This window comes from Microvirga flocculans ATCC BAA-817 (genome assembly GCF_000518665.1).
Taxonomy (GTDB): domain Bacteria; phylum Pseudomonadota; class Alphaproteobacteria; order Rhizobiales; family Beijerinckiaceae; genus Microvirga; species Microvirga flocculans.
Window position 1 is genome coordinate 94,947 of record NZ_JAEA01000003.1, and the last position, 15,318, is coordinate 110,264.

Annotated in this window: 15 protein-coding genes; 14 read left to right on the forward strand and 1 reads right to left on the reverse strand. The window is 65.1% G+C overall.

What is annotated here, in order from left to right:
* Positions 1-65: 65 nt before the first annotated feature.
* The 9 genes from ypfJ to moaB all read left to right on the forward strand — a co-directional run bounded on the left by ypfJ (position 66) and on the right by moaB (position 8,279).
* Positions 66-932 (forward strand): KPN_02809 family neutral zinc metallopeptidase, encoded by an 867-nt coding sequence (ypfJ, locus tag L879_RS0105505; RefSeq protein ID WP_027315226.1) that lies wholly within the window; start codon positions 66-68, stop codon positions 930-932.
* Between the two features lie 494 nt (positions 933-1,426).
* Positions 1,427-2,203: an ABC transporter permease gene (locus L879_RS0105510; protein WP_027315227.1), complete on the forward strand. Its 777-nt coding sequence runs from the start codon at positions 1,427-1,429 to the stop codon at positions 2,201-2,203.
* On the forward strand, positions 2,196-2,960 hold the full coding sequence (locus L879_RS20565; protein WP_051435075.1) for an ABC transporter ATP-binding protein: 765 nt from the start codon (positions 2,196-2,198) through the stop codon (positions 2,958-2,960). Before L879_RS0105510 ends, L879_RS20565 begins: the two co-directional genes overlap by 8 nt.
* Positions 2,957-3,919: an ABC transporter substrate-binding protein gene (locus L879_RS0105520; protein WP_027315228.1), complete on the forward strand. Its 963-nt coding sequence runs from the start codon at positions 2,957-2,959 to the stop codon at positions 3,917-3,919. Before L879_RS20565 ends, L879_RS0105520 begins: the two co-directional genes overlap by 4 nt.
* Positions 3,916-4,539, forward strand: a complete 624-nt coding sequence (locus L879_RS0105525) for a hypothetical protein (RefSeq protein ID WP_027315229.1) — start codon at positions 3,916-3,918, stop codon at positions 4,537-4,539. The genes L879_RS0105520 and L879_RS0105525 overlap by 4 nt, the downstream gene beginning before the upstream one ends.
* Positions 4,536-5,186, forward strand: a complete 651-nt coding sequence (locus L879_RS0105530) for a hypothetical protein (protein ID WP_027315230.1) — start codon at positions 4,536-4,538, stop codon at positions 5,184-5,186. Before L879_RS0105525 ends, L879_RS0105530 begins: the two co-directional genes overlap by 4 nt.
* A gap of 424 nt (positions 5,187-5,610) precedes the next feature.
* Positions 5,611-6,930 carry a GGDEF domain-containing protein gene (locus L879_RS20570; RefSeq protein ID WP_161634635.1) on the forward strand — a complete coding sequence of 440 codons (1,320 nt, stop codon included), beginning with the start codon at positions 5,611-5,613 and terminating at the stop codon, positions 6,928-6,930.
* 24 nt (positions 6,931-6,954) lie between these two features.
* A complete protein-coding gene (locus L879_RS20575; protein WP_051435077.1) occupies positions 6,955-7,473 on the forward strand; it encodes a hypothetical protein in 519 nt (172 codons plus the stop codon).
* Positions 7,474-7,724: 251 nt separating this feature from the next.
* The gene (moaB, locus tag L879_RS0105545) at positions 7,725-8,279 is read left to right on the forward strand and encodes a molybdenum cofactor biosynthesis protein B (protein ID WP_027315231.1); all 555 of its coding nucleotides are present in this window, start codon (positions 7,725-7,727) and stop codon (positions 8,277-8,279) included.
* 1 nt (position 8,280) lies between these two features.
* Here moaB and L879_RS0105550 read toward each other — a convergent pair whose 3' ends face one another.
* Positions 8,281-8,772: a glycosyltransferase family protein gene (locus tag L879_RS0105550; RefSeq protein ID WP_027315232.1), complete on the reverse strand. Its 492-nt coding sequence runs from the start codon at positions 8,770-8,772 to the stop codon at positions 8,281-8,283.
* Between the two features lie 445 nt (positions 8,773-9,217).
* Between L879_RS0105550 and L879_RS0105555 the strand changes: the two genes are divergently transcribed.
* The 5 genes from L879_RS0105555 to L879_RS20585 all read left to right on the forward strand — a co-directional run bounded on the left by L879_RS0105555 (position 9,218) and on the right by L879_RS20585 (position 15,318).
* Positions 9,218-10,303 (forward strand): PA0069 family radical SAM protein, encoded by a 1,086-nt coding sequence (locus L879_RS0105555; RefSeq protein ID WP_245265176.1) that lies wholly within the window; start codon positions 9,218-9,220, stop codon positions 10,301-10,303.
* 87 nt (positions 10,304-10,390) lie between these two features.
* Positions 10,391-11,032, forward strand: a complete 642-nt coding sequence (rnhB, locus tag L879_RS20580; protein WP_051435080.1) for a ribonuclease HII — start codon at positions 10,391-10,393, stop codon at positions 11,030-11,032.
* A 157-nt stretch (positions 11,033-11,189) separates the two neighbouring features.
* Complete coding sequence (locus L879_RS0105565) at positions 11,190-12,386, forward strand: site-specific DNA-methyltransferase (RefSeq protein ID WP_027315234.1); 1,197 nt, start codon at positions 11,190-11,192, stop codon at positions 12,384-12,386.
* Between the two features lie 149 nt (positions 12,387-12,535).
* A complete protein-coding gene (locus L879_RS0105570) occupies positions 12,536-13,513 on the forward strand; it encodes an ABC transporter substrate-binding protein (RefSeq protein ID WP_027315235.1) in 978 nt (325 codons plus the stop codon).
* Positions 13,510-15,318, forward strand: a complete 1,809-nt coding sequence (locus L879_RS20585) for an ABC transporter permease (protein ID WP_084020742.1) — start codon at positions 13,510-13,512, stop codon at positions 15,316-15,318. Before L879_RS0105570 ends, L879_RS20585 begins: the two co-directional genes overlap by 4 nt.

The following is a 15,318-nucleotide window of genomic DNA, read 5'->3' on the forward strand; positions in this document are numbered from 1 at the left end:
CCCGTATGGTTACGTTTTAAGCTCATGCGGGATGAGCGGCCTGTGCCGTGCGAAAAAGGTGAATCATGCGCTGGGAAGACTTTCGAACCTCATCCAATGTGGAAGACCGTCGCGGCATGGGGGTTCCCGGAGGCGCGGGCGGGCTCGGCATCGGCACCATCGTGGTTCTCGGCCTGATCGGCTGGGCGCTCGGCATCGATCCCCGCCTCCTGATCGGCGGCGCGGAAATGCTCAACGGAGGCGGGTCGGGCTATGAGCAGAGCCAGGGCCGCCAGGGCACGCCGCAGGACGAGGCCGGACGCTTCGCATCCGCGATCCTGGGCAACACGGAGGACGTGTGGAGCGCGGTTCTGCCCCAGCAGGCCAACCGCCGGTACGATCCGCCCAAGCTAGTCCTGTTCTCAGGAGCGACCCGCTCCGGCTGCGGCGGCGCGCAATCGGCCATGGGGCCCTTCTACTGCCCGCTCGACCAGACCGTTTACATCGACCTCTCCTTCTTCGCGGAGATGCAGCGCCGCTTCCGCGCGGGCGGCGATTTCGCCTATGCCTACGTGCTGGCCCACGAGGTCGGCCATCATGTGGAGAACCAACTGGGCATCCTGCCCCGGGTGCAGGAGCGCCAGCAGCAGGTGGGCCGTTCGGAGGGCAACCAGCTCTCCGTGCGCGTCGAGCTGATGGCCGACTGCCTCGCGGGCGTGTGGGCACATCATTCCAACCAGCGCTGGAAGTCCCTCGAGGAAGGCGACATCCAGGAAGGGATCCGCGCCGCCGAAGCCATCGGCGACGACCGGTTGCAGAAGCAGTCCCAGGGCCGCGTGGTGCCCGATTCCTTCACCCACGGCTCCTCCGAGCAGCGCATGCGCTGGCTCATGACGGGGCTGAAGAGCGGCCAGATCCAGGCCTGCGATACCTTCAGGGCGGCGCGGCTCTAAATCGAGGGACGCCCCCTCGCCATCGGATGGTCCGGCTTCGCATTTCTGCTCAACGCGGACCGGGCCGCAGCAGGGGATCGGGCGCTACCCACGGTTTGATGCCCAGCGATCGAGGAAGACGCTTCGGTCGGTCATGTCTTTTTAAGATTGCGCGCACCGGGATCCCGCCCGGCCGTCAGTAGATGCGCAGCAGGATCTTCGAACCATCACAATGACGGTCAAAACAACCGGCAGCTCTAACCTTGCCAGAGGCTTAGGCTGAACTGCCTTGCCGAAATGCCGAAACGCTTCGACAAAACCCGCCCTACTATGAACGACCCCTCATAAACGAATCTTTTTGCGCAATAAATCTTAAGTAATTTTATTATTTTCTTCATTTTAGAACTATTAAAAACTACTTCAAAATTAAAATATTCTAATTTTTGCTAGGGCCTATTGCCTTCGACACTTGCATTGATTTACTCCGCCCGCAGCGGAATACGTCGAAAGCACCGATGAAGACCCCCAGCAACATATTCAGAGGAGCCACCTCCTTCCTCTTCATCGTCGCAGCCTGGTGGCTGGTCGCGGCCAGCGGGTTCGTGTCGCCGTTTCTGCTTCCTCCCCCCTCGACGGTGCTGGCGACGGGAATCGAGACCCTTCTCGATGGAAGCCTCCTCCACCACACGTTGGTCAGCGTGCGGCGTCTCGTGGTCGGCTACGGTCTCGCCGTCCTCCTCGCGCTTCCCCTCGCCTTTCTGCTGAGCGCGTCTTCATCGCTGCGCAGCATTCTCGAGCCGATGCTCGAATTCCTGAGACAGCTTCCACCGCTTGCGCTCATGCCGCTGCTCATCCTCTGGCTCGGCATCGGCGAGGCGCAGAAGGCGGGCATCATCATCCTCGCCTGCTTCTTCCCGATCTTTCTCGGAGTCGTCGGCGGCATCGCGCAATGCGATCCCAAGCTGGTCGAGGTGGGACGGTCCTGCGGGCTGACGCACCAGGAGGTGTTGCGGCGCGTCGTGCTTCCCGCCTCGCTGCCCTCCATCGTGATCGGCCTGCGCATCGCCCTCGGCTATGGCTGGCGCGCCCTGGTCGGCGCGGAGCTCGTCGCCTCATCCGCGGGCCTCGGCTACATGATCGTCGATGGGGAGAACCTGGCCCGCACAGACATCGTCCTCGTGGGCATCGTCGTCATCGGTTGCCTCGGCGTGCTGGCGGATCTCGGCATTCGCGCGCTGATCGCGCGGACCGCCCCGTGGCTCGCCGCCCGCACGGAGCTGCGCCATGCTTGAGACGCGCGGCCTGGGCAAGACCTTCGCCATTCCCGGCCGCCATGTTGCGGCGGTGTCGGAGGTCGACATCCGGCTGGAACCGGGCAGCTTCACCGCCATCGTCGGGCGCTCGGGCTGCGGAAAGTCGACCCTGCTCCGCCTCCTCGCGAGCCTCACCGAACCGAGCGCGGGGAGCATTCATTACGCAGGCGGGCAAAAGCCCAATATCGGCTGCGTGTTCCAGGAGCCGCGTCTCATGCCCTGGCTCACGGTCGCCCGCAACGTCGCATTCGGGCTGAGCGGGAAGCTCCCAAAGGCCGAGCTCGACGCCAGGATCGCAAGCGCCCTTGATCTCGTCGGCCTGACGGCCTTCCGCGATGCGCATCCGGACCAATTGTCCGGCGGCATGGCGAGCCGGGTCGCCCTGGCCCGCGCGCTCGCCATGAAGCCGGAGCTGCTGCTTCTCGACGAGCCCTTCGCGGCCCTCGACGCCTTCACGCGCCGAGGCCTCCAGCAGGAGCTGTCGGCCATCTGGCATGCACGGCGCCCGACCATCGTCTTCATCACACACGATGTGGAAGAAGCGGTGCTTCTGGCCGATACCGTTCTGCACATGGATGCAGGCCGCATCGTCGACAGCATCCATGTCCCGCTGCGCCATCCGCGCGAGCCCACCGATCCCGCCCTCATCGCGCTCCGACGCCGCATTCTCGCAGGGCTATCGCAGCCCGTCTCCGCTGTCTCCCCTCTCACCAACCAAGAAGAGTCGATCTCATGAAGACATTGCTCCAAAGCGCCGCCCTCGGCCTTGCCCTGGTCATGGGCCTCGCGCCACAGACGCGCGCGGCCGATAAGCCCGAGGTGGTGCGGATCACCTATGTGTCCTCGCCCTTCAACGTGCCCTCCATCGTCATGCGCGCCAAGGGCTACCTGGAAGAAGCGTTCAAGCCGTTCGGCATTCGCGTCGAATCTCCCGAGATCACGTCCGGCGCGGCGCAGGTCCAGGCCATCGCCGCCGGCGAGATCCAGATCGCCAGCGTGCTCGGCGGCACTTCCGCCATTCTCGGCAAGGCCAACGGCGCGGATGTCCAGGTGATCGCCGCCTACAGCCGCAGCCCGAAGGCCTTCGGCATCCTGGCGCGGGGCGACGGCCCCTCCTCCGTCGCGGATCTCAAGGGCAAGACCGTCGCGGGTCCCAAGGGCACGACCCTGCATCAGCTCCTCGCCGCCGCCCTCGCGAAGGCAGGCCTGACCCTCAGCGACGTCAATCACGTCAACATGGACCTGGGCGCGGCCCGCGCGGCGCTCCTGGCGGGCAAGGTCGATGCGGCGACGCTCGCAGGCAACAACGCCCTCGCGGTCGAGCAGGCCGGCGGCAAGATCATCGCCAACGGCGACGGCATCATCGCGCCCACGACGGTCATCGGCGTGCGCGGCGAGTTCCTGCGCAACCATCCCGATCTCGTCGAGGCCTATCTTGCAGCCCACCGCAAGGCGCTCGACTTCATGGCCGAGAATCCGGATGAGGCCCTGAAGCTCGCCGCCGAGGAGCAGAAGATCTCCCTCGACGACGCCCGCCGCATGATGGGCTGGTACGATTTCTCCATCCGCATGACCGACAAGGACGTGGCGAACCTCGCCGACGAACAGGCCTTCATGGTGTCGAGCGGGATGCTCAAGAAGACCATCGACATCAAGGCCGATCTCATCGCTCCGAAGGCATTCGAACTGAAATGATCGACGCATTGCTCCTCGATTGCGAGCAGACCGAGGGCGGGCTGAACATTCTCATGAAGCGGCCCGACCTCGGCTCCAGGCTCGATGTCGTCAACCTCTACGGTCTCGAACGGACGGACCTGTCCGGCTATCGCGGATTGCTGATCGGCCTCCACGCCGACCAGCGCTATCTCGCAGGCCGCCGGGCCCAGATCGAGGCTTATCTCGCAAGAGGCGGCACGGTCGTGTTCTGCGGCCATGTCTCCTATCCCATCCTTCCCGAGCTTCATCCCTATCGGCCGATCCAGAACTACAGGGTCGAGGATCTGGACGTATCCCGCGTCTGCGAGCACCCGGTCTGGGCAGGCGTTGACACCAAAGACCTGACCTGGCGGCGGGGCGTCGCGGGATTCTATGGGCGCGGCTTCAATCCGCCTCCGCAGGGCGCGACGATCATCCATGGCCTCGGGCCGGACCGGCACCCGGTCGATTTCGAGTGCAGGCCCGCCGCGGGCGGACGTCTCCTGGTCCATGCGGGCGCGGATCTGTGGGGCTATCTCGAAGCCGATTCCAGCGCGGCGCGCATCGGCCCGCAACTGCTCGACTGGCTCCGCGCCGGCATTCAGGGAGGACGCCCATGACTGTCGCCGTGCTCGATGGCGGTTGCTATTACCACCACGACATCATCTACGGGGAACGCTTCCGCCATTGCTTCGACCGGGCGATCTATGCGCCGGATCTGACGGATGGCGCGCTCGAAGGCGTCAAGGCCCTGATCGTCGCCGACCGGATCAGCCCGACGATCCTGCGCGAGAAGCGGCGCATCCTGCACGCCTTCCTCCAGAACGGCGGAACCCTCATCGTGCTGGGCGAGAACCAGGCCCATACCTGGGCTCCCGGCGTGGAATGGACGTTCCGTCCCACGAACTTCTGGTGGTGGCTCGACAAGGACGTGGACCCCGGCCACAGGATCGTGGAGCCCGACCACGAGATCTTCCGGCATGTGGCGCCCAAGGATGTGATCTGGCACTTCCATGGCCTGCTGCATCCGCCGAAAGGGGCCGTTCCGCTCGTGACGATCGCGCCGGAAGCGGGCGGCGGCCCGGACGGGACGATCCTCTACGATCACCGCGGCATCGCGGACGGCAAGGGCCGCCTGATCGTGACGACCCTCGACCCCTTCTATCACACCGGCAGCTATTTCATGCCGGCGGCGCAGCGCTTCCTCACCGGGCTCCTGGACTGGACGGACGCAGCGTTCAGAAACCGGAAGACGCTCTCTCCCTGAAGAGCCTTTCTCCGCCGCGCGACCGTTGCGCGGCGGGCTTCCTGTTCAAACGCAGGACGAGCCTCGGAACGAGTGCGGTCTTCTCCCGCCGCAACTATATCCGACATCCCGAGCATGCTATCTTGACCCGCATCTCTTTGGGACTTGTATGCCGATATAGCATACGGAAAGCCGGGACGATCCGGCCCGTCGCGGGACGAGCGGACCTCTTGCCTTCCCCATGCGCTACCGTTAGAGCCGACTTCACTGACGTGGAATCGGCTCTCGTCTTTGCCATGCCGCATTTTTTATCGAAGAACCGGATCCACTTCGCCGAAAAATGCTCTAGCCCACCAAACTTCTCGATGGATCGCAGAGGGTGTCAAAAATGACGCACGATGTCTTGTCTGCTCGCAGCAGCATGGCGCGAGCAGACGGTGAATCGGTGTCACTCGCACGAGACGTGTTAGCGACAGTCGTAACGCAGAAGGCTGACGAACTCGTTCGCCTCTTCTACGATACGTTTCTTCAAGACAAAGAAGCATCGTCCTTCCTGAGCCACTCGGTCGTCCATAGCCGTCTCAGCCACTCCCTCCGCGACTGGCTGCTGAATCTCCTGCGCGCCGACACATCCGAGGAGAAATCCAGGTTTGAGGACAGGCAACGCGCCATCGGTGAGGTTCACGCCCGCATCAAGATACCGATCCATCTGGTCCTGGAAGGCGCGGCCCTGGTCAAGGGCGCTGTCGCCAGGCATCTCATGCAGCTCGACCTCAGCCGGGAGGTGCTGGGGGAAGCGCTCATGCAGCTCGGTCGGCGGATCGACTACAGCATGCAGCTGATGAGCCAAGCCTATGTTTCCGGATCCATGCGCCGCGCCCAGCTCGACGAGTCCTTTCGGCTTTTCGCTCTCGGTCAGGACATCACCCTCGAGCGCGAGAGCCAACGCGCTGCTCTGATGGAGTGGAGCCAGGCCGTTCTCTTCGCCCTGTTCGGCAGCGGGTCCGCGACAGGGCTGAAGCCTATTTCCAGCTCCCCCTTCGGCCTGTGGCTCTACCATCGGGCCGGCGTGATGTTCCAGGATGCTCCCGCTCTCGAAAGCATCGAGGGTGCGATGGAACAGATCGACAGGGTGCTGCTGCCGAAGATCGATGAGGCCAGGGCGACCCAGGACCCATCCCTGACAGGGCTCGTCGAGGATCTGCAGGGTCTGGTCGAGCAAATCAAGTTTCTGCTGGCGGATCTGTTTCAGAGCGCCGCTGGATTTGAGAATGGACGCGATCCCCTCACCAGAACGCTCAATCGCCGCTTCCTGCCGTCGATCCTCAGTCGCGAAATCTCCATTGCGTCCAAAAACCGTACGCCGTTTACGGTGCTGATGATCGACGTGGATCACTTCAAGCAGATCAACGACCGCTGGGGACATTCCGCGGGCGATGCCATCCTGCGCCAGATCGCGGAGATCGTTCTCGACACGGTGCGGCTGAGCGATTTCGTGTTTCGCTATGGCGGCGAGGAATTTCTGATCGCGCTTATCGAAACCGATGCGGAACAGGGCTTCCAGATCGCCGAGCGCATGCGGCAAGCGCTCCTGGGACGGGAACTTCGCCTTTCCGACGACACGAAAATCTCTGTGACCATCTCGATCGGATTGGCGACCTACGAGGGACATCCGGACTACGCCTACCTCGTCGACGCCGCCGACAGGGCGCTCTACAGATCGAAGGAGGCCGGACGTAACCGGACGACGGTGGCGTCGGGCTGAACCACAGATCCGAATGAGATGCCGATGACGACTGACGGACCCGATGTCCGTGAGCGGGTAAAGGAGCTGAGCGCGCGCCTCATCGAGGGCTCGACGGCGACCGGAACCCTTCATGCGTGGTGCGAGGAGCATCGCCTCTCCCAGGGGCCGATTTCAGTTGTCCGCCTTCACCATGCCCACGCCCCTGAGCCCCCTGAGGACGTCCTCGTCAAGCTGGAAACCCGTCCAGGGGAAACCATCTGGTATCGGCGGGTTCAGCTGGTCCGGGGCAGCCTCGTCCTGAGCGATGCGGAGAACTGGTTCATCCCGCAACGCCTGTCGCCTGAGGCTGCGGATACTCTTGCAGCGACGGATATTCCCTTTGCCGTGGCGATCGCCCCGCTCAAACCGTTCCGGCGCACGTTGTCGGTTTCTTTTCCAGTTCCGACGCAGGCAGATTTCTCGAAATCCGTCCTCGAACATGAAGCCGTCGTCCTCGGTGAAGACGGAGCGCCCCTGGCGGCGGTTCGCGAAAAGTATCGCGCCGAGCTCGTGTCGTTTTGATCCTCCCCTTTTCGTGATCCGGCAACAGCGGGGCCGGACGGAACGGCGCCCACAGGCCTTCACCCCGATCTGACCAGGGTTTCATCCAGGAGGCTCCCCTGCGTCGGACTTGGCAAGACCTGCGGCTCGGCCCAGGACGCAAGCCCTATCAGAAGCATGTTGCCCCAACATCCGCTCTCCTCAGGAATGGCGCGTATGGCCGAACGGACGGCATTGCGATAGATATTCATGCATCACGCGAGATGTCTCTCATGCCGGGTATCGACGAAACGCTCACCTTCGTTCCCCTTTCCATCGCGGTGCTCACCGTGTCGGATACGCGCTCGCTCGACGAGGACAAATCGGGCGCGACCCTCGCCGAGCGCATCGCGAAGGCGGGCCACAGGCTCGCCGACCGGGCCATCGTTCAGGACGACGTGGAGGCGATCCGCGCGAAGGTGAAAGGCTGGATCGACGATCCCGCCATCGACGTGGTCATCACCACGGGCGGCACGGGCTTTACCGGCCGCGACGTAACGCCCGAAGCCGTCGAGCCCCTGTTCGAAAAACGCATGGAGGGCTTCTCCGCCGTCTTTCACCGCATCTCCTACGACAAGATCGGCACGTCCACGATCCAGTCGCGCGCGACGGCGGGCGTGGCGAATGCGACCTTCGTCTTCGTGCTGCCGGGCTCGCCGGGCGCGTGCAAGGATGCGTGGGACGGCATCCTCTCCACGCAGCTCGACTACCGTTACCGCCCCTGCAATTTCGTCGAGATCATGCCGCGCCTCGACGAGCACCTGAAGCGCGGAAAGCTGCAGGGCTGAATCAGCCGAACAGCGGATCGCGCTCGATGCTGGCAGGCAGGCGCACCGGCGGCCGGGCCTTCGCCCCGTCGAGCAGGACGCGGCGGTGGACGAGATCTCCCGCGCGTACCGACGAACGCGCGAAGGCGCGGCGCAGGAGGTTGGACAGGCCAACTCCGTGACGCCGCATCCGCGCCCGGCCCTGCTCGGGCCTGGAGAGGGCCACGAACCGGTCGAGGACCCGGATCCAGCCCTCCTGCGGGATGTCGCCGTCGTCGAGGCACAGGAGCCAGTCGCGCCGTGCCGCCTTCGCGCCCTCCGCCCAGGAGCCACGCTCCGCCACGACCAGGGTCGCCCCGGCGGCATCGGCCACCTTGTCCAGAGTCTCATCCGGTCCCTCCGTGAGGATGACGGCATCGCCGACGAGACCGGCGGCCACGGCGGGAACGAGCGCACTGAGGGTTGCGGCCAGGGCCTCCGGCCCACAGGTCACGCGCACGAGAACGGTAATCATGAGAACCCTATAGAGCATCGTGCGGAAAAGTGGACCCGGTTTTCGCTGACGCGGCCCTTCGGGTCCGCTCTCAACGATGCTCTCACTCAAGAAGAAAGCATCGGATGGATCCCAAAAGTGCAAGTCCACTTTTGGGTCCGATGCTTTAGCCCTTCTTTGCCGGCTCGTCGCCAGGGCTTTTTCAAGAAGCGACCCGGGTTCGCGGAAAGAACGACAGACCGAGAAGACATGAGCCGCTTGCACGTCAGCGGCGCGGTCCCGGATCGATACCACCAATGGCCGCTTGATTTTGTTCCTGTTTTGTTCTTAAACTCGCAGCTTCCGATGACAGAGTCGTTCGAGGCCGCCAATGACCGTTCGCGCCAACAGTTCCGCCCGCGATCCCGTCGGTTCGAGACCCGTGAAGCGCTCCCCCCTGGAGGCCGCCGAGGCCGCGCGGCGGCGCATGGACGATCCGGCCTACCGGGTCGAGATGGAGCGCCGCCGGGGCCGGGGCGCCTCGGCGAACCCGTCCGGGCGCTACGAGCCCGCGCAGCGGGAGGCGTTCGACGACGGCTGGAGCATCGAGGAGGAGCTTCCTCCCCTGCCGACCGAGGTGATCGTCGAGAAGCCGCGCACGATCATCACCCGGAACGACTCGCCCGACATTCTCTTCGAGAAGTCGATCAACCCCTATCGCGGCTGCGAGCACGGCTGCTCCTATTGCTTCGCGCGGCCCACCCACGCCTATCAGGGCCTGTCCTCGGGCCTCGACTTCGAGACCAAGATCTTCGCCAAGCCCAACGCCGCCGAATTGCTGGAGAAGGAACTCCGGGCCCCGAAATACCAGCCGAGCACCATCGCGCTGGGCTCCAACACCGATCCCTACCAGCCCGTGGAGCGGCGGTTCCGCATCACGCGCTCGATCCTGGAGGTGCTCGACCGGATGAACCATCCCGTCGGCATCGTGACGAAATCGGCCCTCGTGACGCGCGACCTCGACATCCTGAGCCGGATGGCCGGCCGCCAGCTCGTCAAGGTGGCGATCTCGGTCACGACACTCGACCCGAGGCTCGCGCGCAGGATGGAGCCCCGCGCCGCCACGCCCGCCAGGCGTCTCGACACGATCCGCAAGCTCTCGGAGGCCGGGATTCCCGTGACCGTGCTGGTCGCCCCCATCATCCCGGCCATCAACGATCATGAGATCGAGGCGATCCTCAAGGCTTGCGCCGAGGCCGGCGCTCAGGAGGCGGGCTACGTGCTCCTGCGCCTGCCGCACGACCTGAAGGACCTGATGCGCGACTGGCTCGTCGAGAACTATCCCGACAAGCTCAAGCACGTGTTCACGCTCCTGCAGGAGGCGCGCGGCGGCAAGGATTACGATGCCGAATGGAGCACCCGCCAATCGGGCGTCGGCCCCTATGCCTGGATGATCGGCCGGAGATTCGAGACCGCCGCCGAGCGTCTGGGGCTCAACCAGCGGTCCTTGAGGCTGAGGACGGACCTGTTCCAGGTGCCCCCGAAGGAGACGGGGCAGCTGTCGCTGTTCTGATCCCGGCTCGGCCCCGCGAAAGGGCCGCACATGCTTCCGAAGCGGGAGGGATGACAAGGCCGTCCCGGGGCGCTTTGATCCCCGCCCATGACCGCACCGATTCGCACCCCGAAGACAGCCGGCCTCGGCCTCCAGCGCGAGCTTGCCGCCCGCGCCCAGGGCTATGCCTGCATCGCGGGCCTCGACGAGGTGGGGCGCGGGCCGCTGGCGGGGCCGGTCGTTTCGGCTGCGGTCGTGCTCGATCTCGACAACGTGCCGCAGGGGCTCGCCGATTCGAAGGCGCTCACCGCCGCCAGGCGCGAGGCGCTCTTCGGCGAGATCCTGGCGACGTCGCATGTGGGCATCGCCTCCGTGTCCCATGCGGAGATCGATGCGATCAACATCCGTCAGGCCTCGCTGCTCGCCATGTGCCGTGCGCTCGCGGCGCTGCCCTGCACGCCGGACATGGCCTTCGTGGACGGCAACGACCCGCCGCGCCTGCCCTGCGCGACGGAAGCGGTCGTCAAGGGCGATTCGAGCATCGCCTCGATCGCGGCGGCCTCCATCGTCGCGAAAGTAGTCCGCGACCGCATGATGGCGCGGCTTGGAAACGCTTATCCGGCTTACGGGTTTGCCAGCAATGCGGGCTACAGCACGAAGGCGCATCTCTCGGCGGTCGCGAGCGAGGGCCCCTGCCCGTTTCATCGCCTGAGTTTCGCGCCGCTGCGCCAAGGGTTACTGGATCTGTAACCTCCCTTAACGCTGATTAACGAAAAACCTCAATCTTTCCAATATCTAGGCAAGTTTTGCCGATCCAAAATATTTGGAAATTTCCGCATTTGGAAACCTCCTCTTTACCCTAACCGATCATGATCCGGAGTGTCAGTTGCGTAACCGGTGATCACCCATGGGTACCTTGCGTACCGGGGCTGCCGGCGCCGCCTCCCGGATCCATGTCTCGCGTACCGGGCGGTCTGCGCCGGCACCTCGGACGGGGCGTAAAGCCTCCCTCTCCGTCCTGCCGCACTCCCTTCCTCTCAATGAGATCCTTCTCGGCGACTGCATCGCCAATCTCGAGAAGCTTCCTCCCGAGAGCGTGGACGTGGTCTTCGCGGACCCGCCTTACAATCTCCAGCTCGAACAGGCGCTCACGCGCCCGGACCAGAGCCTCGTCGACGCGGTCGACGACGACTGGGACAAGTTCGCGAGCTTTGCCGATTACGACGCCTTCACCCGCGCATGGCTTCTCGCCGTCCGCCGCGTGATGAAGAAGAACGCGACGCTGTGGGTCATCGGCTCCTACCACAACATCTTCCGCGTGGGCGCGGCGCTTCAGGATCTGAACTTCTGGATCCTCAATGACATCGTGTGGCGCAAGGCCAACCCGATGCCGAATTTCAAGGGGCGTCGCTTCACCAATGCCCATGAGACCATGATCTGGGCCTCGAAGAGCGCGGAGTCGAAGGGCTACACCTTCCATTACGATGCGCTGAAAGCCGGCAACGAAGACGTGCAGATGCGCTCGGACTGGTTCATCCCGATCTGCACGGGCGACGAACGCCTGAAGGACGGGAACGGGCGCAAGGTGCATCCCACGCAGAAGCCCGAGGCGCTGCTCGCCCGCGTGCTGCTCTCCTCGTCCAATCCCGGCGACGTGGTGCTCGATCCCTTCTTCGGCTCCGGCACCACCGGCGCCGTCGCGAAGATGCTCGGCCGCAACTTCATCGGCCTGGAGCGCGATCCGACTTATGCCGACGCCGCGCGCAGGCGCATCGACGCGGTCGTTCCGCTCTCCGACGTGTCGATTGCGGCCGCGCCCGAGAAGCGCACGGAAGTGCGCGTACCCTTCCTCTCCCTCATCGAAGCGGGGTTCGTGAAGGCGGGCGAGACGCTGGTGGACGAGCGCCGCCGCCACAAGGCGGTAGTGCGCGCCGACGGCACGCTGGCGCTCGGCGCCATCGTCGGCTCGATCCACAAGATCGGCGCGCTCACCCAGGGCTTCCCCTCCTGCAACGGCTGGACCTTCTGGAACGTGGAGCGGGACGGCAAGCTCGTCTCCATCGACGCGTTCCGCGCGAAGGTGCGGGCGGAGCTGGCGGCCTGAAGACTTCCGGTCGCAATCCCAATCATGTAAAGGGTCGGCGGATCGCTGGCCCTTTTCGCTTTTCGCACTACTCTTCTCGTCACAGAGGCGTCATCCAATCCGGCTAGCGCGGGGACAGCCTTACCGAAACGAGGAACCGCCCCGTGTCCATGAAGCGTCTTCTTCTCCCCCTTCTCGCCGCAATCGTGCCTGCCATTGCGCAGGCCCAGGACCTGTCCGGCAATCTCGTGCTCTACACGAGCCAGCCGAACACCGACGCCCAGCAGACCATCGACGCCTTCAAGGCGAAGCATCCGGGCGTCACGGTCACCTTCGTGCGCGACGGCACGCCGAAGATCCTCGCGAAGCTGAGCGCCGAGTTCGAGGCCGGGCAGCCCCAGGCCGACGTGCTGCTGATTGCCGACAGCGTCACCATGGAGGGCCTGAAGAAGGAAGGACGCCTGCTCGCCCACGAGAAGGCGGATGTTTCGGCCTATCCGGCGGGAACGCACGATGCCCAGAAGTTCTGGTTCGCCACCAAGCTCATCACCACAGGCATCGCCTACAACACGAAGGCGTCGTTCAAGCCGACCTCCTGGCTCGATCTCACGAAACCCGAGGTGAAGGGCCAGCTCGTCATGCCGAGCCCGCTCACCTCGGGCGCGGCGCTGATCCATGCGGCGACGCTCACGGGCCATCTCGAAGGCGGCTGGAAATATTACGAGGCGCTCAAGGACAACGATGCGGTGGCCGGCGGCGGCAACGGCGACGTGCTCAAGCAGGTGGCCGGCGGCCAGAAGCTCTACGGCGTCATCGTCGATTACATGCCGATCCGCGAGAAGGCCAAGGGCGCGCCGGTCGAATTCGTGTTCCCGAAGGAAGGGGTCTCGGCGGTGTCCGAACCCGTCGCCATTCTCAAGAGCACGAAGAACCCGGACGCCGCCCGCGCCTTCGTCGACTTCCTGCTCTCGAAGGAGGGCCAGGAACTGGCGCTCAAGCAGGGCTACATCGCCGCTCACCCTGCGGTCGCGCTGCCGCCCGGCTATCCGGCGCGCGAGCAGATCAAGGTCATGAGCTTCGACGCGGCCAGGGCGCTCGCCGACGAGACCAAGAACAAGGCGGCCTTCGCCGATATCTTCGGGCAGTGAAGCGTTCCGCGCACGCAAGGTCTTTCCTGGAGCGAGGAGGTTTCGGCCTCCTCGCTCTCGTCGCTTTGGCGATAGCCGTCTTCGACGTTCTGCCTGCCGCGCGCCTGCTCGCGTCGGCCCTCGCGCCCGGCGGCGTCTTCGACGCGGCCAAGGCGCTCACGGTCCTCTCCGGCCGCTCGGCCCTGCGCGCCGCGCAGGCGACGCTGGAGACCGCTTTCCTCTCCAGCCTTCTGGCGGTGCCGCTCGGCACCCTCATGGCGCTGGTGCTCGGCGTCACCGACATGCGCGGACGCCGCATCGCCTCGTTTCTCTTCGTCCTGTCGGTGATGATCTCGCCGCAGGTGATCGCCCTGGCCTTTCTCCACCTCGCAGGTCCCGCCTCGCCGATTCTCCACACCCTGGGCCTCGCGCCGGAGGCGGGCAGCACGAACCCGATGCTCGGGCGCGGCGGCATCGTCCTTGTGATGGGGCTGCACCATGCGCCTCTCGTCTATGTGGTCATGAGCGCAGGCCTCAAGCGCATTCCGCTTGCCATCGTGGAAGCAGCGCGGATCGACGGCGCGCCGTCGCTGCGGATCGTGACCGACCATGTGCTGCCGCTGCTGCGTCCGCATCTCATGGGCGCGGCCCTGCTCGCCTTCGTCGCGGGCATCGGCAATTTCGGCATCCCCGCCCTCCTCGGCGCACCGGTGAACTACCTCACCCTGCCCGTGCTCATCTATCGGCGCCTGTCGAGTTTCGGCACGGGCGCCCTCGGCGATGTCGCAACGCTCGGCCTCCTCGTCGCGGCCATCGCCATCGCCTGCGTCGTGGCGAGCCAGATGCTCATGCGCCGGGGCGACGTCCTGCTGGAGGAGGACGCGCCTCTCATGCCTTTCTGGGCTCTTCGCCGCGCCCGCTTGGGTGCCGAGGGCTTCGTCGTGCTCGTCATCGCAGCGACGCTCGTGCTGCCCATGCTGTCGCTGCTGGCATCGGCGCTCGTGCCATCCTACGGCATGCCCCTGACCTTCGCCACGATCACCCTCGACAACTTCGTCGAGGTTCTGGCCCGGCAGGACGTGACAATGCGCGCGTTTGTGAATTCGTTGCTCTATGCCGGCGGCGCAGCCTGCCTGCTCGCCGGCCTTTCGATCCCGTTGGCCTACGGTTTGGTGCGCCTGATGGGACCGGCCCGGATTCCGGCGGCCGCCCTTCTCGAAATCGCCTATGTGCTGCCCGGCATCGTACTGGCCATCGCCTGCATCCTGCTGTTCCTGAAGCCGCTGCCGCTCGTCGGAATCGCGCTCTACGCCACGCCGTGGATCATCGTCTTCGCCTATCTCGCACGCTTCCTGTCCGTGGCCCTCAAACCCGTTCTCGCAGGCATGGCGCAGGTCGACATCGCGCAGGAAGAGGCCGCCGCCCTCGACGGCGCGCAGATGATGAGACGCATCGTCGACATCATCCTTCCCTCGCTTCTGCCCGCGGCGGTGGCGGGCGGATTGATGGCCTTCCTGCTCGCCTTCGGCGAGCTCACCGTCTCCGCCCTGCTCTGGTCGGCGGGGACGGAAACCATCGGCGTTGTGCTCTACAATCTCGAAGAGGCGGGCCTCGCCAGCCAGGCCTCGGCGGTCGCCATCGCGATCGTCGCCGTGGTGACCCTCGCCATGCTGGCGCTCGATGCCCTGGGCCGGTATCTGCCATCGGCCACCCTGCCCTGGCATTGCGTGGCCGATGGCATGCCCTTGGGCGCGGAACCCGGTCGCACGCGGTCTCGTGCCCACAATCCCGGACAGCTCGATCCGAAACCTGCTCTGGGGATTTGA